22 protein-coding genes, 1 tRNA gene and 1 riboswitch are annotated in these 24,607 nt (G+C 61.7%); of the genes, 13 read left to right on the top strand and 10 right to left on the bottom strand.

The features are described 5' to 3' along the window. Positions 1-9 precede the first annotated feature (9 nt). Positions 10-555 carry a bifunctional adenosylcobinamide kinase/adenosylcobinamide-phosphate guanylyltransferase gene (gene cobU, locus MHY87_RS17915; protein ID WP_239353936.1) on the top strand — a complete coding sequence of 182 codons (546 nt, stop codon included), beginning with the start codon at positions 10-12 and terminating at the stop codon, positions 553-555. A 4-nt stretch (positions 556-559) separates the two neighbouring features. Here cobU and MHY87_RS17920 read toward each other — a convergent pair whose 3' ends face one another. Then, entirely contained in the window at positions 560-1,417 is an 858-nt protein-coding gene (locus MHY87_RS17920; protein ID WP_239353937.1) for an ABC transporter substrate-binding protein, read from the bottom strand. Between the two features lie 15 nt (positions 1,418-1,432). Continuing rightward, positions 1,433-1,652: riboswitch (cobalamin riboswitch) on the top strand. A gap of 35 nt (positions 1,653-1,687) precedes the next feature. Here MHY87_RS17920 and MHY87_RS17925 point away from each other — a divergent pair. Both MHY87_RS17925 and MHY87_RS17930 read left to right on the top strand, forming a co-directional pair. Then, positions 1,688-3,664 (top strand): TonB-dependent siderophore receptor, encoded by a 1,977-nt coding sequence (locus tag MHY87_RS17925; RefSeq protein WP_239353938.1) that lies wholly within the window; start codon positions 1,688-1,690, stop codon positions 3,662-3,664. Between the two features lie 520 nt (positions 3,665-4,184). After that, positions 4,185-5,147 carry a transglycosylase SLT domain-containing protein gene (locus MHY87_RS17930; protein ID WP_239353939.1) on the top strand — a complete coding sequence of 321 codons (963 nt, stop codon included), beginning with the start codon at positions 4,185-4,187 and terminating at the stop codon, positions 5,145-5,147. Here the strand turns inward: MHY87_RS17930 and MHY87_RS17935 are convergent. Together MHY87_RS17935 and MHY87_RS17940 are read right to left on the bottom strand one after the other, a co-directional pair. Continuing rightward, entirely contained in the window at positions 5,102-6,391 is a 1,290-nt protein-coding gene (locus MHY87_RS17935) for an MFS transporter (protein ID WP_239353940.1), read from the bottom strand. The genes MHY87_RS17930 and MHY87_RS17935 overlap by 46 nt on opposite strands. 134 nt (positions 6,392-6,525) lie before the next feature. After that, complete coding sequence (locus MHY87_RS17940) at positions 6,526-6,756, bottom strand: hypothetical protein (RefSeq protein ID WP_239353941.1); 231 nt, start codon at positions 6,754-6,756, stop codon at positions 6,526-6,528. A 189-nt stretch (positions 6,757-6,945) separates the two neighbouring features. Here MHY87_RS17940 and rfbD point away from each other — a divergent pair, with 189 nt between their 5' ends. From rfbD to MHY87_RS17965, 5 genes are all read left to right on the top strand, one after another. Beyond that, positions 6,946-7,842 (top strand): dTDP-4-dehydrorhamnose reductase, encoded by an 897-nt coding sequence (gene rfbD / locus MHY87_RS17945; protein WP_239353942.1) that lies wholly within the window; start codon positions 6,946-6,948, stop codon positions 7,840-7,842. 73 nt (positions 7,843-7,915) lie between these two features. Further along, positions 7,916-9,106: an O-succinylhomoserine sulfhydrylase gene (locus MHY87_RS17950; RefSeq protein WP_239353943.1), complete on the top strand. Its 1,191-nt coding sequence runs from the start codon at positions 7,916-7,918 to the stop codon at positions 9,104-9,106. Positions 9,107-9,333: 227 nt separating this feature from the next. Then, entirely contained in the window at positions 9,334-10,470 is a 1,137-nt protein-coding gene (locus MHY87_RS17955; RefSeq protein ID WP_239353944.1) for a TRAP transporter substrate-binding protein, read from the top strand. 95 nt (positions 10,471-10,565) lie between these two features. Beyond that, positions 10,566-11,150, top strand: coding sequence for a TRAP transporter small permease subunit (locus tag MHY87_RS17960; RefSeq protein WP_239353945.1), 585 nt, complete (start codon positions 10,566-10,568; stop codon positions 11,148-11,150). After that, the gene (locus tag MHY87_RS17965) at positions 11,150-12,487 is read left to right on the top strand and encodes a TRAP transporter large permease subunit (protein WP_239353946.1); all 1,338 of its coding nucleotides are present in this window, start codon (positions 11,150-11,152) and stop codon (positions 12,485-12,487) included. The genes MHY87_RS17960 and MHY87_RS17965 overlap by 1 nt, the downstream gene beginning before the upstream one ends. Here the strand turns inward: MHY87_RS17965 and MHY87_RS17970 are convergent. Continuing rightward, a complete protein-coding gene (locus MHY87_RS17970; protein WP_239353947.1) occupies positions 12,468-12,806 on the bottom strand; it encodes a hypothetical protein in 339 nt (112 codons plus the stop codon). The two genes, MHY87_RS17965 and MHY87_RS17970, sit on opposite strands and share 20 nt — an antisense overlap. Positions 12,807-13,196: 390 nt before the next feature. Here MHY87_RS17970 and MHY87_RS17975 point away from each other — a divergent pair, with 390 nt between their 5' ends. After that, on the top strand, positions 13,197-13,607 hold the full coding sequence (locus MHY87_RS17975) for a hypothetical protein (protein ID WP_239353948.1): 411 nt from the start codon (positions 13,197-13,199) through the stop codon (positions 13,605-13,607). 1,031 nt (positions 13,608-14,638) lie between these two features. Here the strand turns inward: MHY87_RS17975 and MHY87_RS17980 are convergent. Next, positions 14,639-14,714: transfer RNA gene (locus MHY87_RS17980), tRNA-Glu, on the bottom strand. Between the two features lie 95 nt (positions 14,715-14,809). Between MHY87_RS17980 and MHY87_RS17985 the strand changes: the two genes are divergently transcribed. Further along, positions 14,810-15,808 (top strand): RluA family pseudouridine synthase, encoded by a 999-nt coding sequence (locus MHY87_RS17985; protein ID WP_239353949.1) that lies wholly within the window; start codon positions 14,810-14,812, stop codon positions 15,806-15,808. Between the two features lie 197 nt (positions 15,809-16,005). Continuing rightward, the gene (gene rpoH, locus MHY87_RS17990) at positions 16,006-16,905 is read left to right on the top strand and encodes an RNA polymerase sigma factor RpoH (protein ID WP_239353950.1); all 900 of its coding nucleotides are present in this window, start codon (positions 16,006-16,008) and stop codon (positions 16,903-16,905) included. 69 nt (positions 16,906-16,974) lie between these two features. On the opposite strand, the gene MHY87_RS17995 is transcribed toward rpoH, so the two are convergent. Continuing rightward, a complete protein-coding gene (locus MHY87_RS17995) occupies positions 16,975-18,168 on the bottom strand; it encodes a histidine kinase (RefSeq protein ID WP_239353951.1) in 1,194 nt (397 codons plus the stop codon). A gap of 32 nt (positions 18,169-18,200) precedes the next feature. After that, on the bottom strand, positions 18,201-19,493 hold the full coding sequence (locus MHY87_RS18000) for an adenylosuccinate synthase (protein WP_239353952.1): 1,293 nt from the start codon (positions 19,491-19,493) through the stop codon (positions 18,201-18,203). A gap of 264 nt (positions 19,494-19,757) precedes the next feature. Between MHY87_RS18000 and MHY87_RS18005 the strand changes: the two genes are divergently transcribed. Then, a complete protein-coding gene (locus MHY87_RS18005) occupies positions 19,758-20,123 on the top strand; it encodes a hypothetical protein (RefSeq protein WP_239353953.1) in 366 nt (121 codons plus the stop codon). 15 nt (positions 20,124-20,138) lie between these two features. Here MHY87_RS18005 and MHY87_RS18010 read toward each other — a convergent pair whose 3' ends face one another. Next, positions 20,139-21,002 carry a type 1 glutamine amidotransferase gene (locus tag MHY87_RS18010; RefSeq protein WP_239353954.1) on the bottom strand — a complete coding sequence of 288 codons (864 nt, stop codon included), beginning with the start codon at positions 21,000-21,002 and terminating at the stop codon, positions 20,139-20,141. Between the two features lie 75 nt (positions 21,003-21,077). On the opposite strand from MHY87_RS18010, the gene MHY87_RS18015 reads away from it, so the two are divergent. Beyond that, entirely contained in the window at positions 21,078-21,980 is a 903-nt protein-coding gene (locus MHY87_RS18015) for a DMT family transporter (protein ID WP_239353955.1), read from the top strand. Between the two features lie 9 nt (positions 21,981-21,989). Here the strand turns inward: MHY87_RS18015 and purU are convergent, their stop codons facing one another. Both purU and serA read right to left on the bottom strand, forming a co-directional pair. Then, a complete protein-coding gene (gene purU / locus MHY87_RS18020; protein WP_239353956.1) occupies positions 21,990-22,862 on the bottom strand; it encodes a formyltetrahydrofolate deformylase in 873 nt (290 codons plus the stop codon). An 11-nt stretch (positions 22,863-22,873) separates the two neighbouring features. Further along, positions 22,874-24,466, bottom strand: coding sequence for a phosphoglycerate dehydrogenase (gene serA / locus MHY87_RS18025; RefSeq protein WP_239353957.1), 1,593 nt, complete (start codon positions 24,464-24,466; stop codon positions 22,874-22,876). Positions 24,467-24,607 lie beyond the last annotated feature (141 nt).

Genomic DNA, 24,607 nt, shown 5'->3' on the forward strand with positions numbered 1-24,607 from the left:
GAAACGCACATGCCCCTTCATCGCCGCGTTCTCGTTCTGGGCGGAGCCCGCTCGGGCAAGAGCCGCCTCGCGCAGGAATGGGCCGAGTCAGCGGCGTCAACGCGCGTTTTCATTGCAACGGCTCAAGCCTTCGATGATGAAATGCGTGAGCGAATCGCGCATCATCAGTTGGTGCGCGATGCGTCATGGCAGACGCGGGAAGCGCCCCTCGATCTCACTGAGGCCATCCTTGCAAGCGCACATCCCGAACGGATCGTCCTGGTCGACTGCCTGACCCTGTGGCTCTCGAACGTGATGCTGGCCGGACGCGACGTGAATGGCGAGACGGATGGGCTCGTCGATGCGCTGTCGCGTATCCAAGGCCCTGTGCTGCTCGTCTCAAATGAAGTCGGCCAGGGCATTGTGCCCGCAACGGCCCTGGGCCGCTCGTTCCGGGATGAGCAGGGCCGCCTGAACCAGCGCATCGCGCAAGCCTGCGATGCGGTGGTCTTGGTGACTGCCGGATGTCCGGTGCTGCTCAAGCCGTCCCCTCCCCTCAACCTGCAACTGGGTTGAGCGGTCAGCGCACCTTCGCTCTTACCTCTGCCGCCAGCGCCTCGATGGCGGCAGGCGTTGAAGGTCCGCCGCAGATCGTGAGCTTGCTCGGCACCACGAGACGCCGCGCAAAAGGCACGGCATTGACGAGCGCCGGATGGGAAAAAAGCGCCGTTCCGTTATCGACCGTGGTCCTCGCATCCTCGTCCACGAGCAGATAATCGGGCGGAGAGGTGATGATGGATTCGAGACGCGCCACGCCGCCATAGGGCAATCCCAAAGATCCGTGATGCAGCTCAAATCCCATATGGACCAGGAGCTCGTTCAGGGGCGAACCCGCCGATGACACCCATCCGCCCCGGTCATAAACAAGGATGCTGGGCTTGCCCGGAACGATATTCTTCGTGCGCTGAAGCGCAGCCTCGATCTCTGAGATCAAAGCCTCGCCGCGCTCAGGATGGCCGAGAGCACGCGCCATGGTGCGAATCTGGTCCTGCCCGTCCTTGAGGCTCGTCCATGCGCCCAGCGTCAGAACCTCGAGTCCTTGCGCCTTCAGAAGGGCTGCCTGGTAATGCTGGCCATAGGTGCCGACCATCACGAGATCGGGGCCATTGAACAGAATCGTCTCGGCCCTCCCGTCATTGACGGGAATGCCCTGCGATTGCTCGACCATGATCGAGATCGACGGGTCCCTGATGAGATGGGTCAGTGAGGCGATCTGCTCCCGGTCGGCAAAGGCCAGAAGCATCTCGTCGGTGCAGAGATTGAGCGACACGACGCGCCGGGGCCGATGCTGAGCTTCCGCAGCGCCACCCCCTAAAGCGAGGGCGATGCAGATCGGCCACATCCATTTGGAAAACCGACCGGGGTGGAGTTGCGGCATAAGAAACGAGTCCGTAAAGAGAGATCCAACGTTGGTGCCTCGAACATCGAGGTGAAACGGGAACACGGTGCGGACCTAGTCCTATTCCGTGGCTGCCCCCGCAACTGTAAGCGGCGAGCGGCAATCCTTCATGCCACTGAATCTTTGAGCGGCACAAGCTCAAGAGAATTTGGGAAGGCGGATTGCTCGCAACGACCCGCAAGCCAGGAGACCGGCCGGCGTTGAAAAACGCAACCCTTATTGCTCGCGTGGGGCGAGCAGGAGGTCTCCATGATCGTGCCTTCGTGCCGCGTTCTTGCGGCATCTGTTTCTCTTTGCGCTCTCTCTCTGAGCATCGCTCACGCTCAAACCGCCGGCGACCCGGCCCCTGCGCCCGATTTCGTGGTCACGGCGACGCGCTCGCCGCTCGCGATCTCGCAGGCCGGAAGCGCGATTTCGGTGATCACCGCGGAAGAGATCGAAAAGGAATCCCCGAAAAGCCCCGCCGATGTCCTGCGCCGCGTTCCGGGCGTGACCGTCACCGAGACCGGCGGCCCCGGCGCCACCACCACGGTGCGCATTCGCGGCGCCGAATCCGGTCAGACGCTCGTTCTCATCGACGGCATCCGCGTGAACGATCCCTCGACGGATTCCGGCGAGTTCGACTTCTCGAACCTTGCCGCCGTTGACATCGAGCGCATCGAAGTCCTGCGCGGCCCGCAATCCGCCATCTACGGTTCGGATGCCATCGGCGGCGTCATCAACATCATCACCCGCAAGGGTAAAGGCGCACCGCGCTTCAGCGTCGGCGTGGAAGGCGGCAGCTACAGCACCATCGCCGGACGTGCTGCCGTCTCGGGCAGCACCGGGCCCGTGTCCTACGCCTTCTCGACAACGGGTTTCAACACCAGTGGCTTCTCCCGCTACGGCTATCGCATCGGCCGCATCGAGGACGCTCTCTCTTCGCCGCTCGAGAAGGATGGCGCGTCTCGCATCGGCGCGGCAGGTCGTGTCGCGGTTGCTCTTTCTCCCGACGTCGAGGTTGAGATCGGCGGTTATGCGAGCCAGAACAACGCGGCCATCGACAACAGCGCATCCTCTTTCGAATTCCTGCCCGACGGTCCTTCCAAGACCCGGCAGCAATTGTACGAAGGCCATGCGCGTCTCACCGCCAACACCTTTGACGGTATTCTCAAGAACACCTTCCTTGTCTCCGGTAGCCGCACGGACCGCGATTATAAGCTGATCGGTTCCTATTTCCTCCCGAGCCTCTACTGGGATGAATACGGCTATCAGGGCGGTCGGACGGCGGCAGAATACCAGGGCGATCTTAAGCTCGGTACATTCGGCCTTCTCACCTTCGGCGCGAAGATCGAGCAGGAGACGCTGCTTTCCACATCGCGCAACGTGCTTCCCTTCCCGACGAACGAAGTGGAAAACGTCGACGCTTCGCAGAACACGCGCTCCGTCTATGCGCTGCATCAGTTCAGCCCCATTGAGAACCTGCATCTCTCGCTCGGCGGCCGCATCGACGACATCGAGGATGGCGACACTTTCGGCACTTGGCGCGCGACGGCGGCTTACGAGATTCCGAATTCCGGCACGAAGCTGCGCACAAGCTTGGGCACGGGTGCGAAGGCTCCGACGCTTTATCAGAAGTTCGATCCGTTTTCAGGCACGGCCGATCTCGAATCCGAGCGTTCCGTCGGCTTCGATGTCGGTATCGATCAGCGCCTTGCCGATGATCGCGTGCTTCTCTCGGCGACGTTCTTCGCCAACCGCTTCCGCAATCTGATTGCGTATGGAATGGCGGAAACCTGCGGTCCGCAGCAGATCTATGGCTGCTTCATCAACGTGAACCGTGCGCGCACCAGCGGCATCGAGCTCTCGGCAGATGTGGATGTCGTCCCCGCCTGGATGCGCGTGAAGGCCAGCTATACCTACCTTGAAGCCTTCGACGAAGAGACCGATCTGCGTCTTGCCCGCCGTCCCGAGCATCAGGGACGTCTCGGCTTCGCGTTCACGCCCCTGCCGGGCCTCTCGATCGAGCCGTCCATCGTGCTCGTGGGAAGCCGATTTTCCTCGCCGGGTGAGCTGTATGAGCTTGCCCCTTATGCACGCTTCGATCTCTACGCCGATTACAAGATCAACGATACCTTCAGCATCTATGCCCGTGCTGAAAACCTGACCGATGCGAATTATCAGGAGGTCTACGATTACGGCACAGCCGGCCGCTCTTTCTACGCCGGCCTGCGCGCGACCTGGTAACATCGCGTTTCACGGCAATGCGCTTTGCAGGAGGCCGGACGGCAGCGTCCGGCCTCTTCTTTTTACACTGCTGAATTGTGGCAAACCGGTGAATTTGGCGCTGCCCAAAGCTCTTTCCGCTAGGGTAACAAGGGCTCAAAAGAAGCAAATATTCCCTTGCGTCAACCTGTCATGGAACGATTTGTTAAACGCCTGAAACCCTTCATACGTGGGGTTTCCTCCTCATTCGGGCGGGCGACGCTTCGCCGCACATCGGACAATTAACCTACCTCAAGGCCACGCTGACCTATTCTGGACATACCGACTTCGCACATACTGGTCCTCGTTAAATCAAGAAGGACTGCGCAACCGCTCTGCGGCAAGCAGTCGTTTCAGGGGGCCATCCCGAATGCAGATTGTTCTGACAGCGCTTCATCGCGCATGCCAGTCATCCGTTCTTCGTTACCAGCACAATACTTGCGCTGGAGTTCAAGCGTGCGCCGCGTCGGAAAATCTTTTACCTTCCGGCAAGCGCTATACCTTGTGCAATATCTTCGGAAGCCTGGGATTGCTGACCTGCATGCTGGCGAGCGCTCCGGCTCTTGCAGCGAACACGCAGAAGGATGGCGTGCCTGCCTTCGACATGACGTCACAGCCGTCCGTGCAGCACGGCAGCGCCGATCCCCTGGAAACCATCGCCCCCGTGGAACCGGCTGAGATGCTCAGCTACGATCGGTTGCAGGAACTCTTCATCACGTCCATGCCGCTCACGAACCCTCCCGTCGCTCAAGGCGATGTCGGGAGCGAGATCGACGTGACGCCGGTCGAGTACATGGAGTTCGAAGAGATGCGCGTGCCGCTTTGGATCGTCGATACGATCATGCGCGCATCGGAACTCACGGGCGCCGATCCGGTCTACATGATGGCGCTCGCGGACAAGGAATCGAGCTTCCTGCCCGGCAACAAGGCATCGACCTCCTCAGCTGTCGGTCTCTTCCAGTTCATCTCGAGCACGTGGCTCGAAGCCGTGCGCTCGTTCGGCCCCAAGCATGGCCTGATCATGGAAGCATCGTCCATCGAGAGACAGGACGGCAAGCTCGCGGTGGCGGACGAGGTCAAGCGCGAGTACATCCTCGGCTTGCGCCGCAATCCCTACATCTCGGCGCTCATGGCGGCGGAAATGATGCAGCGAGACAAGACGAAAATCGAGAAGAGCCTCGGCCGCAAGCTCAGCCGCTCCGAGTTCTATCTCTCGCATTTCTTCGGCGTGGACAGCGCGAGCAGGTTCATTGCGCTTGTGGACGATACGCCGAAGAAGAGCGCCAAGAGCGCGTTCCCGCGCGCGGCGCAGTCGAACAAGTCGCTGTTCTTTGCCCAAAACGGCAAGAAGACACGCCAGCTCAGCGTGTCCGAGGTTTATGACAAGATCGACACGATGATCGACAAGCGTCTCGAGCGTTACTCGGACGTCTCATCCCGCGCGACCGCCGACGCCAGCTTCTGATCGGACGCCTCGCGCTCTCCCGCTTCCATATCCGTGCGGGCGGTCACGGTTGGAGCGGTGGAGTTGGTGGAGGCGACCACGAACCCGCCTCCGGCAGGCGGGCGCTGAACCTTGATGATGCGGAGGACGATGAAGGCCGCAAGACCGGCCGAGGCGAGCGCGGAATAAATGAAGAGCCCCTGCGGCCCGAGCAGCTCCATCGCTCCCGCGCCGATGAGCGGACCGATCGTGACGCCCGCAGCCCACGAGAAGAGAAGCGTCCCGACCGTCGAGACGATGCGCCCGGGATCGACGATGTCGCAGGCATGGGCCACGCAGACCGAGTAGATGCACAACGCCAATCCGCCCCAGGCCGCGAAGCTCCAGAGGATCATGTTCTGCGCGCCTTGCGCGCTCGCGAACAGGATGAACAGGGAGATGAGGCTCGTTCCCGCCGCCAGTCCGGCGATGATATAGCGCCTGTCCGCCCTGTCGGAGAGCCAGCCTAAGGGCCATTGCAGCAGGAGGCTGCCCGCTTGCAGGGCGAAGAGCAACGCCGCTGCCCGCTCCTGGCTCAATCCGATGCTGACGCCGAACACGGGCGTGATCGCGATCACCGGACCGTTGACGAGCCCGACGACGAAAGCCCCGACCACCGCCGAGGGAGCCAGCGCGAAGAGGGTCCCAACCTCGATCTTCACGCCCAGAGGCGCCGGTGGCTCCTTCGTGGTCGTGGCAGAAATCGGCAGGAGGGACAGGGACATCACGGCGCTGATCGCCATGAATAGCCCGTCGGTCCTGATGTCGCCGAAGCCGATGCAGAGCGGTGAGAGCATCAGGGCGATCTTCGTGCAGATCATGTAGATCGACAGAATCCGCCCGCGATGGCTCGATGTGGCGCGCGCGCTGATCCAGCCGTCGGTGACGGTGAAGATGCAGGCAAGCGTGACGCCCATGAGGCCGCGCAGCAGCGCCCAGGCGAGAGTGGAATGCGCCTGCGTCATGGCCAGCACCAGAATTGCGACGAGCGCCGCAAGGCTTGCGAAAGCGCGGATATAGCCGACATGCCGGATGAAGGCGGGCGCCATGAAACAGCCCGTCGAAAAGCCAAGGCCATAGGCCGCCGCCACGATGCCGATGGAGGAAACAGAGAGTCCCTCGGCCTGCATGCGCAACGGCATCACAACCTGCAACAGACCGTTCGCCGCCTGAAGCAAGGTCGTGGCTGCCGTAATGGTCCAGATAAGAGCGAGAGAGGAATTCAAGGGACCACGCAGGAGAAAGGGCAACGGCGGACGCCGCATTCACGAAGTAGAGAGCAGACGTCCTACCAGATCAACCCCGATCAGCTCCTTGCGTAACTTAGTTCAAAAGCTTTCATGCATTCCATCAGCTCGGGTTATTGCTGCGGCGCATCCTTCAGAAATGAGGCGAACAGGTAAAAGCCGTTGAAGCGAACGCCTGTCATAGCCGCCTGCTGGTCGAACCCGAGCGGCGTCTCGCCGCCGTCGAGGCGACCGCCAAACTGCCAATGCGGGCCGGTCACGAAAGCCGGGACCGAACGCTCCTCCGGAACCGCGCAGACGAGACCGTCCTGCTGCGTGTTTCGGAACAGATTATAAGCGTACATGTCCACCTCCCTCGTCATCCCCATACCCATTTTATCGCGTCGCGAATCGCAATGTGTGGGAAAACCATGACGGGAGTGTGATATTGCAGCGCAGCAACGGCAGAAAACACTCGGGCCTTCCCTAGAAATCCTGTTACGCTCGGCAAAAGGCCGCAAGGCCACGCCTCCAGAATGAGGACAGTGAGGTTCATGCGTATCGTCGTGATCGGCAGGGAGGGACAGGTCGCCCGCGCTTTGGCGGAGCGCGCGGCGAAGCATGGTGCCAAGGCCGTGCTGCTCGGCAGGCCGCAGCTGGATCTAGCAGACCCGTCCGGGATCGAGGACATCCTTCGGGACACCGGCGGGGACGTGATCGTGAATGCGGCCGCCTACACGGCCGTGGACCAAGCCGAGACCGAGCCGGAGCTGGCCGAGGCGATCAACGGCATCGGAGCGGGCGTCATCGCCGGCGTGGCGGCGGCCATGCGGGTGCCCGTGATCCACATCTCCACGGATTACGTGTTCGACGGCAGCTTGGACCGCCCCTATCGCGAGGACGATGTAGTCAACCCGCTGGGAGCCTACGGCGCCTCCAAGCTCCTGGGAGAGCAAGCGGTGACGGAGGCGGCGGAGGATCATGCGATCCTGCGCACCGCTTGGATCTACAGTCCCTTCGGCAAGAACTTCGTCAAGACGATGCTGCGGCTGGCCCGGGACCGGGACGAAATCGGCGTCGTTGCCGACCAGTTCGGCTCCCCGACAAGCGCACTCGACCTTGCAGACGGCATCTATGCCGTCGCCAGGAACCTCTTGGATAAACCGCAGGATCGCACCCTTCGCGGCATCTTCCACATGGCCGCCCCGGATTTCGCGAGCTGGGCCGAACTGGCGACCGAAATCTTTGCGGTCTCGGCACGCCTGGGCGGCCCCAGCGCCAAGGTTCGGCCTCTTTCAACGGCAGAGTACCCAACGTCTGCGAAGCGCCCAGCCAATTCTCGCCTCGACGGTACCAAGCTCGCAACGATCCACGGGATCAGCCTTCCCTCCTGGAGAGCCTCGCTAGTGCCCTGCCTGGAGCGCCTCATCCGCGAAAGCGGTGCGGCATAGGCGAGAGAGTATCGCGACCTTTTCTCCATACAAAACAATTGTTCTTTTTAAAGAACGAACTTAGTATCGGCCCATGACGACGAACCGCGACCCCGATTACTGCCTCGAAACCCGCCTCGTTCATGAGGGGCAGCTGCGCACGCCCTTCGGCGAGACCTCCGAGGCCCTCTTCCTCACCCAGGGCTTCATTTATGAGAGCGCGGAGAGCGCCGAGCGCCGCTTCCTGAACGAGGAAGGGGGCTACAGCTATAGCCGCTATTCCAACCCGACCATCGACATGTTCGAGCAGCGCATGGCCGCGCTGGAAGGCGCGGAAACCGGCCGCGCCACCGCAAGCGGCATGGCGGCGGTCACGGCGGCCATGGTGAGCCAAGTGCAGGCGGGCGACCATGTGGTGGCGGCACGCGGCCTCTTCGGCTCATGCCGATGGGTAGTCGAGGATTTTCTCCCCCGCTTCGGCGTGGCCTGCACCCTGGTCGACGGCATGGACACCGAAGCATGGCGCAAGGCCGTGCGTCCGCAGACGAAGGCCTTCCTTCTGGAGACGCCTTCCAATCCCAGCCTGCAGATCATCGACATAGCAACTGTTGCCGATATCGCCCACGCGGCGGGAGCGACGCTTACCGTCGACAATGTCTTCGCCACGCCGCTCTATCAAAAGCCCCTGGCACTCGGCGCGGATTGCGTCGTCTATTCCGCCACCAAGCACATCGACGGCCAGGGCCGATGTCTCGGCGGCATCATCCTGGGCTCGACGGATTTCATCGAGAACAAGGTGCAGCAATTCATGCGCATGACAGGACCCTCGATCTCGCCCTTCAACGCCTGGGTCCTGCTGAAAGGCCTAGAGACGCTGTCCTTGCGCGTGGAGCGGCAGACGGCGAATGCCGGCTTCCTGGCCGATGCCCTGCACCATCATCCCAAGCTCCAGAGCCTGACCTATCCCGGCCGCGCCGACCATCCCCAGGCGGAGCTGATCCGACGCCAGATGACCGGCGGCTCGACCATGATCGCACTCACCGTGAAAGGCGGAAAGGAAGGCGCGTTCCGCTTTATGAATGCGCTCCGGCTCATCCGCATCTCGAACAATCTCGGCGACGCGAAAAGCCTCGTCACGCATCCATCGACCACGACCCATCAGCGCTTCGCCCCGGATCTGCGAGCCGAGATGGGCATCTCGGATGGTCTCGTGAGGCTGTCCGTCGGGTTGGAGCATCGTGACGATCTGCTGGCCGATCTGACGACGGCGCTTGAGCGGGTTTAAAACGACATATCACGACAAGTTGACACGTCAGGCCGCAAACCTTCCCACCTGAAAAGAAGAAGTTCTTCTCCTGGCCAAGTAAAAGCCGGGCTCTCCAGGTATTGCTGATGCTTTAGGAGGGTGCCTCTTGAATTTCATGACAAAGTGACGCACCATTCTCTTGGGAACACGCGCTCCTTCACAAGAAAGCGCGATCCTTCACAACAATAGGGGTGAGGGAGGAAGCCATGAAAAAAGGCAAGTCTCCGGAGGCTCAGCTTCCGGGATCGTCCAAACACTCGCGTCGGCGTTTCCTGCAGGTCGCCGGCCTCGGCACGGCAGCAACCATCGCTGCTCCGCAAGTCTCACGAGCACAAACGGCCACCTGGAAATTCCAGTCCACCTGGCCCAACCGCGACATCTTCCACGAATTCTGCAACGACTTCGCCAAGCGCGTGAACGACATGTCGGGCGGACGTCTGAAGCTCGACGTTCTCGCCTCCGGCGCGGTCGTTCCGGCCTTCCAGCTGCAGGACGCCGTGCATGCCGGCATTCTCGACGGCGGCCATGGGGTGTCGGCCTACTGGTACGGCAAGAACAAGGCTTACGCCCTGTTCGGCACCGGCCCGTCCTTCGGCTGGAACGCCAATTCGTTCCTGGCCTGGATGAACTACGGCGGCGGCTACGATCTCTACAACGAGCTGCAGCAGCAGATCCTCAAGCTCAATCTCGTCGGCTTCCTGTCCGGCCCCATGCCCGCTCAACCGCTGGGATGGTTCAAGAGCGAGGTGACATCCGCCGATGCCTTCAAGGGCTTGAAGTACCGAACCGTGGGCCTTGCCGCCGATCTCAACCGGCAGCTTGGCGCAGCCGTTACCATTCTGGCGGGAGGCGAAATCGTCCCGGCCCTGGAGCGCGGCGTCATCGACGGAGCGGAGTTCAACAACCCCTCCTCCGATCTGGTGCTCGGCTTCCCCGACGTCTCGAAGAACCTCATGCTTCAGAGCTATCACCAATCCGGTGAGACCTTCGAGCTGCTCTTCAACAAAGCGAAATACGATGCGCTTCCCGCAGAACTGAAAGCCATCGTGAAATACGCAGCCGAGTCCGAATCCGCCGACATGTCGTGGAAGGCCCTCGATCGCTACTCGAAGGATCTCGAGGCGATCAAGGCGCGCGGCGTGACGGTGAAGAAGACCCCGGACGCCGTGCTGCAGGCGCAGCTCGATGCATGGAACAAGGTGATCGAAGAATTCTCCAAGGATGCGTTCTTCAAGAAGGTGATCGACAGCCAAAAGGCTTGGGTGCAGCGCACCTATGCCTATGAGCGCTTGAACGAGCCATCCCGCGAGATGGCTTACGATCACTTCTTCAAGGCGACTTGAGCCGCGAAGCATTGCCGCCTCCCAAGATCGAGGATGGCACGCATGTGCCGTCCTCTTCCTGCATCCATCAGCTCGCGTGAGAAGGGCTCCCCTGCATGCGCTTCGCCTATTTCGTCGACCGCATCAATACATTCATCGGCAAGATTGTTGCCTGGTCCATCCTCGCCCTCACCTTCGCTGTCTGCTACGAGGTCTTCTCCCGCTATGTGCTGCGCGCGCCCACGGAATGGGCATTCGATGCAAGCTACATGCTGTACGGCCTGCTCTTCATGGTGGCGGGCCCCTATACGCTGGCGCGCAACAACCATGTGCGAGGCGACTTCCTCTACCGCAACTGGTCGCCACGCCGGCAGGCCGGCATGGATCTCGTCCTCTACATCCTCTTCTTCTTTCCCGGCATTCTCGCGCTCATCTATGCGGGCATTCCCTTCACGGAAATGTCCTGGCTCATGAACGAGCATTCCATGAACTCACCGAACGGACCGCCGATCTATCCGTTCAAGGCGCTCATCCCCATCGTCGGCGTCTTGATGGCATTCCAAGGCGTCGCCGAAGTCATCCGCTGCATTACCTGCCTGCGCACAGGCGATTGGCCCCCACGCCTTCATGACGTGGAAGAAACCGAAAAGCTCATTCTCGAGCAAGCCGAACAACAAGGCCTCACGAAAGGAACCGTCTGATGCTGGCATCATGGGGGCTGGGGAATCCCGAACTGGGTGTGCTGATGCTCGGCCTGTTCATCGTGTTCATCATGTTCGGGTTTCCGATCGCATTCACGCTCATGGCGCTGGGCTTCGGCTTCGGATACATGGCAATGGGCGACATCGTGTTCGCGCTTGTGGTGCAGCGATCTTACTCGGTCATGACCAACGACACGTTGGTCGCCATCCCGCTCTTCGTGTTCATGGGATACATCATCGAACGAGCGAACATTCTCGACAGGCTGTTCCATTCGATCCAGATCGCCGTCGGCGGCATTCCCGGCTCGCTCGCGGTCGCAACCCTTCTGACCTGCGCGCTCTTCGCCACTGCCACCGGCATCGTCGGCGCGGTGGTGACGCTGATGGGGCTCCTCGCTTTTCCCGCCATGCTGCGCGCAGGGTACGATACGCGCCTTGCCTCAGGCGTGGTTTGCGCCGGAGGCTGTCTCGGCATTCTCATTCCACCGAGCGTCATGCTTATCCTCTACGGCGCAACGGCGGGCGTCTCCGTGCCGAAGCTCTATGCGGGCGCCCTCTTCCCGGGCCTCATGCTCGCGGGGCTTTACATGGCTTACGTGATCATCCGCTGTGCGCTCAACCCAAGCCTTGCGCCAAAGCTCCCGCCGGAGCAGCGCAAGGTTTCCCTCGCAAAGGTTGTCTGGTCACTCGTCACCTCGTTCTTCCCGCTGGCGCTCCTCATCCTGTCCGTGCTCGGCGCGATCTTCTTCGGCATCGCAACGCCAACGGAAGCGGCTGCGGTCGGAGCATTGGGCAGCCTCATTCTCGCAGGAGCCTATCGCTCACTCACCTTCGGCAAGTTGAGGGAATCCGTGATTCTCACCGCGCGCACATCGGCGATGGTGTGCTGGCTGTTCGTCGGCTCCTTCATCTTCTCGTCCATCTTCGCATTTCTCGGCGGGCACCAGCCCATCGAGAACTTCGTCACGCATCTGAACCTCTCGCCGTTCTGGTTTCTGATCCTGACGCAGGCGATCATCTTCGTGCTCGGCTGGCCACTGGAATGGACGGAGATCGTGGTGATCTTCGTGCCGATCTTCCTGCCTCTCCTCGACAATTTCGGCATCGATCCGATCTTCTTCGGCGTCCTGATCGCGCTCAACATCCAGACCTCGTTCCTCTCCCCGCCCGTGGCCATGGCGCCTTTCTACCTGAAAGGCATCGCGCCGCCTCATGTCACCATCAACGAGATCTTCGCAGGCGTAATGCCGTTCCTGTTTCTGGTTCTCGTCGCGATGGCGATGTTCTACATCTTCCCGCAGCTTGGCCTCTGGCTGCCTAATTATCTTTACAGTTGAGATTGTTGCTGCGGCTTCGCGCGGCTGACGTCCTGCGAAGCCGGAACACAACCTCTTTCTTCACGTTGGCCTTCACAGCATTGAAGCCAAGGAGGCCCACATGAAATGTCAGTTCTGCCATCAGGATGTCGGCGATCCCTGCCACAACAGGCAAGAGATGAAGCAACGCGCGATCAACCATGTGGAACGCTGCGAGCACGCCCTGCAAAGCCAGCAAGGCATGAAGGGCGACAGCTGAGCCATGGCGGACAAACACGGCGATCATCCGCAAGGCCTGGCTGAGCGAAGCGTGAACACCAGCATCGTGCATCCCGATCAAAGCGGTTCAAATCCTAAGGAGCACGGTGAGAGGGCAGCCGGCGATCGCATTGTGCCGGAGAACCAGCAAAGAGAAGGATTGGAAAAGACGCAATCAGTTCATTCAAAATCGGATGCCCGGCCTACATCGTGAGAATGCGGCACGCGAACAAGCGCCGCACAAAGCAACCGATACTTTGACTTTCCTTGATCGCAAACGGCCTGCTGAAGCAGGCCGTTTTCTTTTGGCGTTGGGAGTAATTCCGCCTTTGGAATGATCAACGGAATATCGTTCTGGGGCAGCTATGCTTCAGAGGTAGCCGTTGTGATTTTACACACCGATGAATCGATGGGAGTGTGCTCACAACAACAATCGCATTTGATCATGGGAACCCGCTCAGGAGTAGGCATCATGACGGCATCGTCCCTCAGCTTCAGGCTCGCCGTGCTTTTCGTGATAGTCGGCATGGCCATGGGCATCGGTATGGCGGCAACGCAGGATCATTCGATCATGCCGGCGCATGCACATTTAAACCTTCTCGGATGGGTGTCGCTGTTCCTGTTCGGAATCTACTACGAGCGTCGCCCCGCCCTTGATACGAGCCGGTTGGCGCTCATCCAGGTCATCTTGTGGTCCATCGGCACCGTGGTTCTGACCATTGCCGTCGCCGCCATCCATCTCGGTTACACCGCTACAGAGCCTGTCGCAGGGATTGCATCGATTGTCGTTCTCGCCGCGATGCTGATCTTCGCCTATTTCGTGTTTCGCCCCGCACCGGCCGTTCAACCCAGTTCCACGATGCGAATGACGCCCGCTGAATGAATCAGCCTTTTCAACCGGCTCATGAAAAAGGCCCCGCGTGAAAGCGGGGCCTGTTTGAAAAGGCTTTCTCAAAATGAGAGCGTTAAAGAGCAATCCTTGGAAAAATCTCTTTCCGGCAAAAAAATGAAGTGCCGGTTCTTGCAGCGGATCAAAATGCATTCCGTGCAAAGGCGAGGATGAAGGGAGGCAGAGCGACAGGAATGAGCGCCGCCTCCGATCGGCATCATCGTGCTAATTCACGATGAGGTCGGGGGCTGTCAGAACGGCTTTGTCGAAGCCGTTCATCTCATGCGGAGCAAGGTCTGAATACTGAAGGTCGTGTCGGATGCTTTGCCGGAGACGACAGGTCGAGGTTGCCGCTGAGCGCGACATCAAAATTCAAAGACATGAGTTTTGCCCCAGGTGTCTTCCGAGCCTCATTATTCGAGGCTTCCGAGACACCGTTGATGGATCTTGAACAAAAGACTTTAGGCAGGCGGGAATATACGCAATTACGCGGTAGATTTGGCTGCTTGTTCTAAAATACTCTACTCGACTTCAATTCAGTTTAGCCAGTCAGCCATCTGCTAATCTGTTGGGAACGTTCTCTATACTAAATAGGGCGAAATCGTGACCCGGCGCATCAATGTTCGTTTTTCTGAGGCTTCGCCCTGAAAAAATACCTATTCGCGCTTCGCAGAATAGCGGCGCTTGAAGAAATTTCACTTTATAAAACCAACGCTTGCGGAAGCGCTTTCCGCACAATGCGGCTCAACTCGTGGCCTGGAAAAAATTTACTGGCGCAAGCGGATTTCCCCCCTCACCAAGCCCAAGCTACCGCTCGCGCGCACCGACATGCGCCCGTATTGCCCAATTGCGCGACACTTCTCGGCGTGACGGGATTTCTGCACAGCCTTAAGCATTGAGGCAGCAACATCCCGCCCAGGAAACCTGCTTGCAGAACGAAAGGATTTTCTCGTCTGAGCGAGTCGGTACTTATCGATGGGGGATGAACTCTACACCTTGCCTATGCATGGCCGCTCCGTGAGGAATGGCGCTCCCTAGGGGACTCGAACCCCTGTTTTCGCCGTGAGAGGGCGACGTCCTAGACCGCTAGACGAAGGGAGCTAGCAAGGTGGAGGCCGCTCGTATAACCACCATCGGGAATCCCTTCAAGCCCTTTCTCTCAAAAAAGCGAGGGCGTCGATGAATATGAGGATGCGGTGGACGATACGACCCGGCAGGAATGGACCCTGGAAGATGGAACGGCGGCCGAGCGGCTGGATCGAGTGCTGGCGCGGCTCGCGAGCGATTTGTCCCGCAGCCGCCTGCAGGCGCTGATCCGCGAGGGCCAGGTGACCGTCGACGACGCGCCCGTGCTCGATCCGGGCCGTAAGGTCGGCGCCGGCGCGCGGATTGCGCTGCAGGTGCCTCCGCCCGTTGCGGCGGAGCCTCAGGGCGAGGCCATGGATCTCGTCATTGTCTATGAGGATGACGATCTCATCGTCATCGACAAGCCGGCGGGCCTCGTGGTTCATCCGGCGGCTGGGCATGAATCGGGCACCCTGGTCAACGCGCTCATCGCCCATTGCGGCGAGAGCCTTTCCGGTATTGGCGGGGTGAAGCGCCCGGGCATCGTGCACCGGCTCGACAAGGACACCACTGGCCTCCTCGTGGTGGCCAAGAACGATCTCGCCCATCAGGGACTGGCGGAGCAATTCGCCGATCACGGCCGCACCGGCCCCCTGGAGCGGCTTTATCAGGCCCTAGTCTGGGGCGTTCCCGAGCGCAGGCGGGGCACGGTGGAGGCAGCGCTGGCCCGCAGCCAGCATAACCGGGAGAAGATCGCCATCGTCTCCGACGACAACGAGCGCGGGCGCTATGCCATCACCCATTATGCGCTGCTGGAGGCCCTCCCCTCCGGCAATCCCATCGCCTCCCTCGTGCAATGCGAGCTGGAGACCGGGCGCACGCACCAGATCCGCGTGCACATGGCTCATATCGGCCATCCTCTTCTGGGGGATTCGGTCTATGGCTCAGGGTTCAAGACCAAGGCGAACCGCCTCTCAGAACCCCAGCAGGACGCTCTGAAGGCCCTGAACAGGCAGGCGCTCCACGCAGCCGTTTTGGGCTTCGAGCACCCCAGAACGGGCGAGTTCCTGCGCTTCGAGAGCCCCATTCCAGCTGATCTGGCCCTGCTGCTGGAAACCCTTCGAGCCTGACTTTCAAGCGTCAATGCGTCGCAAAATCCGGCCACGCTGGCACCCTTGCGGATTTGGTGCGTTCACCACGTCTTGAAGTCTGGCGCCTCTATTCGGACAAGGTCGAACCGCTTATATAGGGAAGTTGGGCGGCCAGCCATTGAGGGGGCCGCCTCAGGCTTGCCTCGGATTTGAAGGAGCCAAAGGAGGAAAAAGATATGGCTGCAGCGCTTCCAGTGCTTGCCAATGAAGGGGGCCTTTCCCGCTATCTCGACGAGATCCGTCGCTTCCCCATGCTTGAGCCGCATGAGGAATTCATGCTCGCCAAAAGCTGGCGGGAGCATGGAGATCGCGAGGCTGCCCACAAGCTCGTGACATCCCACCTGCGTCTCGTCGCCAAGATCGCCATGGGTTACCGTGGCTATGGCCTGCCGATCGGCGAGGTGGTCTCGGAAGGCAATGTCGGCCTCATGCAGGCCGTCAAGCGCTTCGAGCCCGACAAGGGCTTCCGCCTCGCTACATATGCCATGTGGTGGATCAAGGCGGCGATTCAAGAATACATCCTGCGGTCCTGGTCCCTCGTGAAGATGGGCACCACCGCGAACCAGAAGAAGCTGTTCTTCAACCTGCGCAAAGCCAAGGGCCGCATCTCGGCCCTGGACGAAGGCGACCTGCGCCCCGATCAGGTGAAGCAGATCGCCACCCAGCTCGGCGTGACCGAGCAGGACGTGGTGGACATGAACCGCCGTCTCGGCGGCGATGCCTCCCTCAACGCACCCTTGCGCGATGAAGGCGAAGGTGGCGGCGAGTGGCAGGATTGGCTGGTCGACAAGAGCGAAAGTCAGGAGCAGATCCTCGTGGAGGAAGAGGAAGGCCAGAACCGGCTGACCGCGCTCCGCACGGCTCTCTCCGTTCTGAACCCGCGCGAGCGCCGGATCTTCGAGGCCCGCCGCCTGTCGGACGATCCGATCACGCTGGAGGAACTCTCCACCGAGTTCGGCGTCTCCCGCGAGCGCGTGCGCCAGATCGAGGTGCGCGCCTTCGAGAAGATTCAGGAAGCGGTGAAGAAGAACCTCACCCAGATCGAGAGCACGGCCTCAGCCGAAGCCTCGGCCTGAACGGCAAGCTCAGTTCCATGAAAAAAGCCGCGCAATGCGCGGCTTTTTTTGTTGTTCACGGGATAAGTCTTACTGCCACTGGCTGAAGGCGCTGTTCAGAACCTGCTCGCCCGTGGTGCCCTTCTCGAAGCTCAGGATCGCACGCTGGCCGGAGGCCATGCGGACCGGAAGGTCGATCCAGTTGCGGCGCACGAAGAGTTCCGTATTGCGCTCCACGTCGCCCTGCAGGTTGGACAGGCCGATCAGGAACAGGTTCTCGCGCACCGGCACCGGCAGGCCTGCAATCGGCGTGCCGCGCGCGGCTTCCTCGTTCTTGAACTGCAGGAGGCCCACGTCACGAATCACGCGGCCGCTGTCGCCCTGACGGGTGGTGAAGGTAAGTTCGACCGTGTGCGAGGCCGGCAGCGTCGTATCGAGGTTGCGGCGCAGGACCAGCTTCATGGTCACGCCCGCATCGGGGATCTCGATATTGGCCGTGACGGCCTTCTCCAATGCCTGCCCCTGGCCGGGATTGACGTCCTCGAGCCGCCAGACCACGCGGCCCACCTGAGCCTTCGGCGTCTGGGGATTGGTGGCATCTTCCTCATAGAAGACGGCGCGATGCGCCACGCCGATGGCCTGGGCGGCCGGAGCCGGGGCCTGCGGCGCCTGGCCGCCGACGCGTTCGTTATTCTTGGAGTTCTCAGGGCTCGCAGGAGCCTGCGGGGCTTCCGCGACGGGCGTCTCCGGAATCGGAGCATCCGAGCGGCTCTGCCACCAGGCAAGACCCGCGATGACGAGGATCACGAGACCGATGGCGGCACCGAGCAGAATGGACCGCGTCTGGCGGTTGCTCTGCATGGCCGGATGCGGGCGCGTGTCGACACGCGGACGGGCGGGAGCTGCGTCCTCGAAAGTCTCGGAAACCGCTTCGGGTTCCGGCTCATCCTGCGAGGGAGCCCGAAGCGCCTGCCCCGGCGACACCACGCTGCGCAGGCGCTCGGCGGGTGTCTGCTCGCGCTGATCCTCGGCCAGCATGTCGGCGAAGGTACTAGGATCGAAACCTGCAGGCGGCGGCGCGAAATCGGCCTCGACCCGGGTGATCGCCTCATCGAGCGAGGCGCATTCCTGCTGGATGGCCTCCTCACCGAGAGGCGGGTTGAGCGAACGCAATTGAGCGACCAGAGCCGTACGGGCGCGCTCGTAAACAGCGCGCCGCGAGGCGGGATTCTGCTCTGTCAGGCCTTCAACGGCCCGTGCAATGAGAGGGTAATAATCTGCCATTGCTTTGGGAATGACCCGCCGAGGCTCCGCCGTCAACCCTCAAAGGGGTTCTTCATGAGGATTGTGTCGTCACGCTCGGGCGAGGTCGACAGCACAGCGACCGGCGCGCCGATCAATTCCTCGATGCGACGAACATACTTCACGGCCTGCGCCGGAAGATCGGCCCAGGAGCGCGCGCCGGCGGTCGAACCGCTCCAGCCCTCGAACTCCTCATAGATCGGCTCGACCCTAGCTTGCGCGCCCTGGCTTGCCGGGAAGTAGTCGATCGTCTCGCCATCGAGCTTGTAGCCGACGCCGATCTTGATGGTCTCGAAGCCGTCGAGAATATCGAGCTTGGTAAGCGCGATGCCGTCGATGCCGGAGGTGCGAACGGTCTGGCGCACGAGCGTGGCGTCGAACCAGCCGCAGCGGCGCTTGCGGCCCGTGACCACGCCGAATTCCTTGCCCTTCTGGCCGATCAGCTCGCCGGTCTCGTCGAACAGCTCCGTCGGGAACGGGCCTTCGCCCACGCGGGTGGTGTAGGCCTTGGCGATGCCGAGCACGTAACCGACCGCACCGGGACCCATGCCCGAACCGGTCGCCGCCTGGCCCGCCACCGTGTTGGAGGAGGTGACGAAGGGATAGGTGCCGTGATCGACATCGAGCAGCGCGCCTTGCGCGCCCTCGAACAGGATGCGCTTGCCGGCTCGGCGCTCCTCGTCGAGGAGGCGCCACACGGCATCCATGTAAGGCAGCACCTTCGGCGCAACCGAGGACAGCTCCTCGTAGATTTCCTCGGGCTTGAATTCGGTGAGGCCGAAACCGCGGCGCAGCGCGTTGTGATGCGTGAGCAGGCGATCGATCTTGTCGCGCAGCGAGGAGAGATCGGCAAGATCCATGAGGCGGATCGCACGGCGGCCCGCCTTGTCCTCGTAAGCGGGGCCGATGCCGCGCTTGGTGGTGCCGATCTTCGTGCCGGCGCTGCCGCTCTCGCGCAGCGCATCGAGTTCACGGTGGATGGAGAGAATGAGGGTGGCGTTCTCGGCCACACGCAGGTTCTCGCGGGAGATCGCAACGCCCTGCTCCGTGAGGCGCTCCACTTCCGATGCCAGAGCGTGCGGATCGAGCACGACGCCGTTGCCGATGACGGAGAGCTTGTTGGGGCGCACCACGCCGGAGGGCAGCAGCGACAGCTTGTAGACCTTGTCGCCGATCACGAGGGTATGGCCGGCATTGTGCCCGCCCTGGAACCGCACGACCACGTCCGCCTGTTCGGACAGCCAATCGACGATCTTGCCCTTACCTTCGTCGCCCCACTGGGCGCCCACGACAACCACGTTCGCCATCGCTCAAGCCTCACATGAAAAAACCCCGGCGCAAGGCCAGGGTTTGGTTGGGTAAAAACCTTGCAAACCCTCTTCGTGGATCGCGCGCCCCAGGTCAAGCCGGAATGAGCCCTGTCCCATAATTCGTGGTGCCGGCTATTGGGGCGAGATGCCCCTTGTTCCCGGCATTTCAAGAGCGGAAGCACTTCCGGCAACCTTGGCTGCTTCCCTTAGGGCACATCGTCCTCTACATCCTTCTTCCAGGGACGGGATGAGGGGACTGACGTGAAAAGACTGGCTGCCGCCGTCGGCGTGGCTTTGAGCACTGCTGGATGCGTGTCGACGTCACAGGAGACCGTGACGGCCGCATGCTCGGAGTTCATAGGCCGACCGATTTCGGAGCGAATTGCGGCTCTGGGTCCGCCTCGGGCGACCTACCGGATCAGTCCGACCGAGATCGGATACGTCTATGAGACGAAGGAAACGGTCTTCGTCGGCGGCCACCCCTATTACACGGTCAACTACCTGGTCGGAGCCGACAAGCACCGCACTCCCATCCGCCCGGTTACGACAAAGTGCCGAGGCTTCGTGGTGAGTGCGCCATCCGCAGCCACTCCAGTTTCAGAACGCATCATCGTGGATGTGCTGTAAAGCTTGAACCAGAACTCAGGCGCGGCCGCGCGCACTCTTCTCCAGCTTCACCCGGTGCTCGATAAAGTTACGGATCTCGCGGGTGCGGCGGACAGGCTCCAGCACTTCCGCATCGACCCCGTGGCGCCAGGCCAGATCGAAGCGGGAGGGCTCCTTATCGAGAGCCGTCAGGTCGTCCGCATAGGAGTGAACCTCCTCGGGCGTGCGGCAGAAGCCTTCGCGGATCATGAGTTCGGTGCGCAGACGGATGATGACGGCGAGTTCCGAGAGGCTGAATTCCGGATGGTATTGCACGCCCCAGAAGGTGCCGCCGTCCTGGCGGATCTCCGCCGCCTGGACCTCGGAGACCGGATTGGTGGCGATGATCGTCGCGTCCTTAGGCAACGTCGTCACCATGTCGAGATGGATGGCAGGGGCATCGTAAACCTCCGGCCTTCCGTCCAGCATCAGGTGCCCCCTCCCCGCCTCGGTGCGGCGCAGGCGGCGAGCGAAACCGACCTCGCGGCCGAGCGGGTTCTTCTGCACATCACCGTCGGCCGCGACCGCCGCTATCTGCAGGCCCCAGCAAGAGCCGAAGGACGGCGTCCGTGAGGCGTAGATCGCCCGCATCAGGTCGATCTGGCGCATGATCTCGGGCGTGCGGTCGTAGATGCTCAGATGCGAGCCGGTGAGCACGATTCCGTCGTAGCTCTCGAGCCCGGCCCGATCCGGCAGGTTCGCGCCCTCGTCAGCTGCGAAAGCGATGTCGCAGACGGCACTCTGCCCGGCCTCCTGAATCACCTGCGCATAGGACTCGGACAGCATCTGTCCATAGGCTGCCCTGTGGGCCTCCCTTGCGCCACGCGTATTGCCCTCAACCACCAGAAACCGTAAGGCCATCAGTATCACCCGCTTCTTTGGCGCTGGTTTATCGAAACTGCGCGCGGCGGCAAGCGTCATGAGGTTTTACCTTCCATGAAAATCCTGCAATCGCTCTGGAAGGGACTTTGGGGACAGGCCTATCTGCTCCTCATTCTCACCACGCTCATGTGGGGCGGGAATGCCATTGCCGGACGTCTCGCAGTCGGCGAGGTCTCGCCCATGCTGCTCACCTGTATCCGCTGGACCATCGTGGCCGTCATCCTCGGGCCTCTCGTGGGGCGGCAGGTGGTGGCGGAGTGGCCGCAGATCGGATCGCGCTGGCTCTACATCATCCTCATGGGCTCCTCGGGTTTTACCGCCTTCAACGCCCTCTTCTATGCCGCCGCCTATCACACGAGCGCGGTCAACCTCACGATCTTTCAGGGCGCCATTCCGGTTCTCGTGCTCATCGGCACCATCCTGTTCTTCGGCGCGAAAGTGATCCCGCTCCAGATCCTCGGCATGTTTGTCACGATCCTCGGCGTGGTGCTGGTGTCGGTGAAAGCGGATCTCGAAGTGCTGAAGACGCTCGCGCTCAATATCGGCGACGTGTGGATGTTGATCGCTTGCGTGTTCTATGCGGGCTACACGCTGGGCCTGCGCCGCCGTCCGCCCGTTTCCGGTCTCGTCTTCTTCACCGCGCTGGCAGGCATCGCCTTCTTGACGTCGCTTCCCCTGCTCGCGATGGAGATCGCTCAAGGAACGGTGCAATGGCCGACGCCGAAGGGCTGGCTGATCCTTCTCTATATCGGCCTTCTGCCGTCACTGCTCTCCCAGATCTTCTTCATTCGCGGCGTGGAACTGATCGGCCCGGCGCGGGCAGGATTGTTCGTCAATCTCGTGCCCGTTTTCGGCGCGCTGCTCGCGGTGCTGCTGTTGGGCGAGCCCTTCGCCTATTACCACGCGCTCGGTCTGTTGCTGGTGCTGGGCGGCATTTGGCTGGCGGAGCGGAAGTAACCCTCGCCTCTAGTCCGCGAACACCACCGTCTTGCGGCCGTTGAGCAGGATGCGATCTTCCAGGTGATAGCGCACCGCGCGGGCAAGCACGCGCCGTTCGATGTCGCGACCCTTGCGCACGAGATCGTCCGCGCTGTCGCGGTGCGTGATCGGCTCAACGTCCTGCGCGATGATCGGTCCTTCGTCGAGATCGGACGTCACGTAGTGAGCCGTCGCCCCGATGAGCTTCACGCCGCGCGCATGCGCCTGATGATAGGGCTTCGCGCCCTTGAAGCTCGGCAGGAACGAATGATGGATGTTGATACAGCGGCCTGAGAGCTTCGCGGCTAATCCATCCGACAGAACCTGCATGTAGCGCGCCAGCACCACGAGATCGGCCTGAGAGGTGCGGATGATCTCCCAGACGCGCCCTTCCTGTTCGAGCTTCGTGTCCTTTGTCATCGGCAGGTAATGGAACGGCACGCTGCCGAGATCCACGTGACTGTAGGCTTCGACCGGATGATTGGCAATCACGCCGACAGGCTCGAAATCCAGCTCGCCGATGCGCCAGCGATAGAGAAGATCGGCAAGACAGTGATCGAACTTCGACACCATGAGCATGACCTTGCGGCGCTCATTCCGGTTGCGAAGAGTCCATGTCATACTGAGGCGCTCGGCAAGCGGCGCGAAGCCGCCCTTCAACGATCCGAGATCGGCTTGCCCGCTCACGGGGTCGAAGACGACACGCATGAAGAAGCGATCCGTCTGCGTGTCGTCATATTGCTGGGCATCGAGAATGTTGAGGCCAGCTTCGGACAGATGCCCCGCCACGGCGGCCACGATGCCGGGGCGGTTCGCGCAGGCGAGCGTCAGCACGAAGCGCTGTGTCGGGGCATTAGCCATAGCATTACACCTTAAAAACGCACCGCGCGGGCGCGCTTGACCTGCGGGATCTCCTCGATCTTGCGCAGAAGCTCGTCCGAGACGGGCTCATCGACCGACACGAAGCAGATCGCGTCGCCGCCGGGCTTGTCGCGGCCGAGCGCGAAGGTCGCGACGTTCACGCCGGATTCGCCCAGCAGCGTGCCGAAGCGGCCGATGAAGCCGGGCTTGTCGTCATTGCGCACATAGATCATGTGCGGCGCGAACTCGGCATCGACCATGATGTCGCGGATCTCTGTGACGCGCGGCTTGCCATCCTGGAACACGGTGCCGCCTGCGTGCCTCGACATGTCCTCCGCCTGCACGATGATGCGGATGAAGCTCTCGTAATCGCGCGCGGCGCTCTCGCGCTTCACCTCTTCAACGGTGATGCCGCGCTCACGGGCGACGATGGGGGCCGACACCATGTTGATGTCCTGCAGGAAGGGACGCAGCACGCCGGTGACGGCGGCGGAGGTGAGCGCACGGGTGTTCATTTCGGCGACGGCGCCCTCGTACTCGATGCGGATGCCCTTGATGGAGGCTTCCGTGAGCTGGCCGAGGAACGAGCCGAGCTTATCGGCGAGCGCCACAAAAGGCTTCAGGCGCGGCGCTTCCTCCGCCGTGATCGAGGGGAAGTTCACCGCGTTCTGGATCGCGCCCTGGAGCAGGTAATCGGACATTTGCTCCGCCACCTGCAGCGCCACGTTCTCCTGCGCTTCCGACGTCGCGGCACCGAGATGCGGCGTGCAGACCACGTTGGGATGACCGAAGAGCGGATTGGCCGTTGCGGGCTCCTCGACGAACACGTCGAAGGCAGCGCCGGCTACATGGCCGGAATCGAGGGCGGCGCGCAATGCCACCTCATCGACGAGGCCGCCGCGGGCGCAGTTGATGATGCGCACGCCCTTTTTCGTCTTGGCGATGTTTTCCGCCGAGAGCACGTTCTTCGTCTTTTCCGTCATCGGCACGTGGAGCGTGATAATGTCGGCCCGGCGCAGCAGCTCGTCGAGCTCCACCTTCTCGACGCCGAGTTCGAGCGCACGCTCCGGAGAGAGGAAGGGATCGTAAGCGATCACTTTCATGCGGAGTCCAATGCCGCGATCGGCGACGATGGAGCCGATATTGCCGCAGCCGATGACGCCGAGCACCTTTGCGGTGAGCTCGACGCCCATGAAGCGGTTCTTCTCCCACTTGCCGGCCTGTGTGGAGACATCGGCTTGCGGGATCTGGCGCGCGAGCGCGAACATCATCGCAATCGCGTGCTCGGCAGTCGTAATCGAATTGCCGAAGGGCGTGTTCATGACGATGATGCCCTTCGCCGTGGCTGCGGGAATCTCGACATTGTCCACGCCGATGCCGGCGCGGCCGATGACCTTCAGATTGGAAGCTTGCTCGAGGATCTTCGCCGTCACCTTGGTGGCGGAGCGGATGGCGAGGCCATCGTAATTGCCGATGATGGCGGCGAGTTTGTCTTTATCTTTGCCGAGGTCTGGCTGGAAATCGACTTCGATGCCGCGATCCTTGAAGATCTGCACGGCGGCGGGAGACAAAGCGTCGGAAATGAGTACGCGGGGAGCGGGCATGGTGCACCTGTTGTTTGCCGCCGTCCCATCCTCCCCTTGAGGGGGAGGGTCGGCTCGAAGAGCCGGGGTGGGGTGAACGGCGCAGTCGGTTTGATTGAGCTGTGTGTTGTGTCCGAGGGCGACGATGACGGGTAGCGCTGC

The organism is Microvirga sp. ACRRW, assembly GCF_022346925.1.
Lineage (GTDB): Bacteria > Pseudomonadota > Alphaproteobacteria > Rhizobiales > Beijerinckiaceae > Microvirga.

Coding starts and splice junctions, on each gene's coding strand:
- cobU (WP_239353936.1), top strand. CDS start 10: ATGCCCCTTCATCGCCGCGTTCTCGTTCTGGGCGGAGCCCGCTCGGGC.
- MHY87_RS17920 (WP_239353937.1), bottom strand. CDS start 1,417: ATGCCGCAACTCCACCCCGGTCGGTTTTCCAAATGGATGTGGCCGATC.
- MHY87_RS17925 (WP_239353938.1), top strand. CDS start 1,688: ATGATCGTGCCTTCGTGCCGCGTTCTTGCGGCATCTGTTTCTCTTTGC.
- MHY87_RS17940 (WP_239353941.1), bottom strand. CDS start 6,756: ATGTACGCTTATAATCTGTTCCGAAACACGCAGCAGGACGGTCTCGTC.
- rfbD (WP_239353942.1), top strand. CDS start 6,946: ATGCGTATCGTCGTGATCGGCAGGGAGGGACAGGTCGCCCGCGCTTTG.
- MHY87_RS17950 (WP_239353943.1), top strand. CDS start 7,916: ATGACGACGAACCGCGACCCCGATTACTGCCTCGAAACCCGCCTCGTT.
- MHY87_RS17955 (WP_239353944.1), top strand. CDS start 9,334: ATGAAAAAAGGCAAGTCTCCGGAGGCTCAGCTTCCGGGATCGTCCAAA.
- MHY87_RS17960 (WP_239353945.1), top strand. CDS start 10,566: ATGCGCTTCGCCTATTTCGTCGACCGCATCAATACATTCATCGGCAAG.
- MHY87_RS17965 (WP_239353946.1), top strand. CDS start 11,150: ATGCTGGCATCATGGGGGCTGGGGAATCCCGAACTGGGTGTGCTGATG.
- MHY87_RS17975 (WP_239353948.1), top strand. CDS start 13,197: ATGACGGCATCGTCCCTCAGCTTCAGGCTCGCCGTGCTTTTCGTGATA.
- rpoH (WP_239353950.1), top strand. CDS start 16,006: ATGGCTGCAGCGCTTCCAGTGCTTGCCAATGAAGGGGGCCTTTCCCGC.
- MHY87_RS17995 (WP_239353951.1), bottom strand. CDS start 18,168: ATGGCAGATTATTACCCTCTCATTGCACGGGCCGTTGAAGGCCTGACA.
- MHY87_RS18000 (WP_239353952.1), bottom strand. CDS start 19,493: ATGGCGAACGTGGTTGTCGTGGGCGCCCAGTGGGGCGACGAAGGTAAG.
- MHY87_RS18010 (WP_239353954.1), bottom strand. CDS start 21,002: ATGGCCTTACGGTTTCTGGTGGTTGAGGGCAATACGCGTGGCGCAAGG.
- MHY87_RS18015 (WP_239353955.1), top strand. CDS start 21,078: ATGAAAATCCTGCAATCGCTCTGGAAGGGACTTTGGGGACAGGCCTAT.
- purU (WP_239353956.1), bottom strand. CDS start 22,862: ATGGCTAATGCCCCGACACAGCGCTTCGTGCTGACGCTCGCCTGCGCG.
- serA (WP_239353957.1), bottom strand. CDS start 24,466: ATGCCCGCTCCCCGCGTACTCATTTCCGACGCTTTGTCTCCCGCCGCC.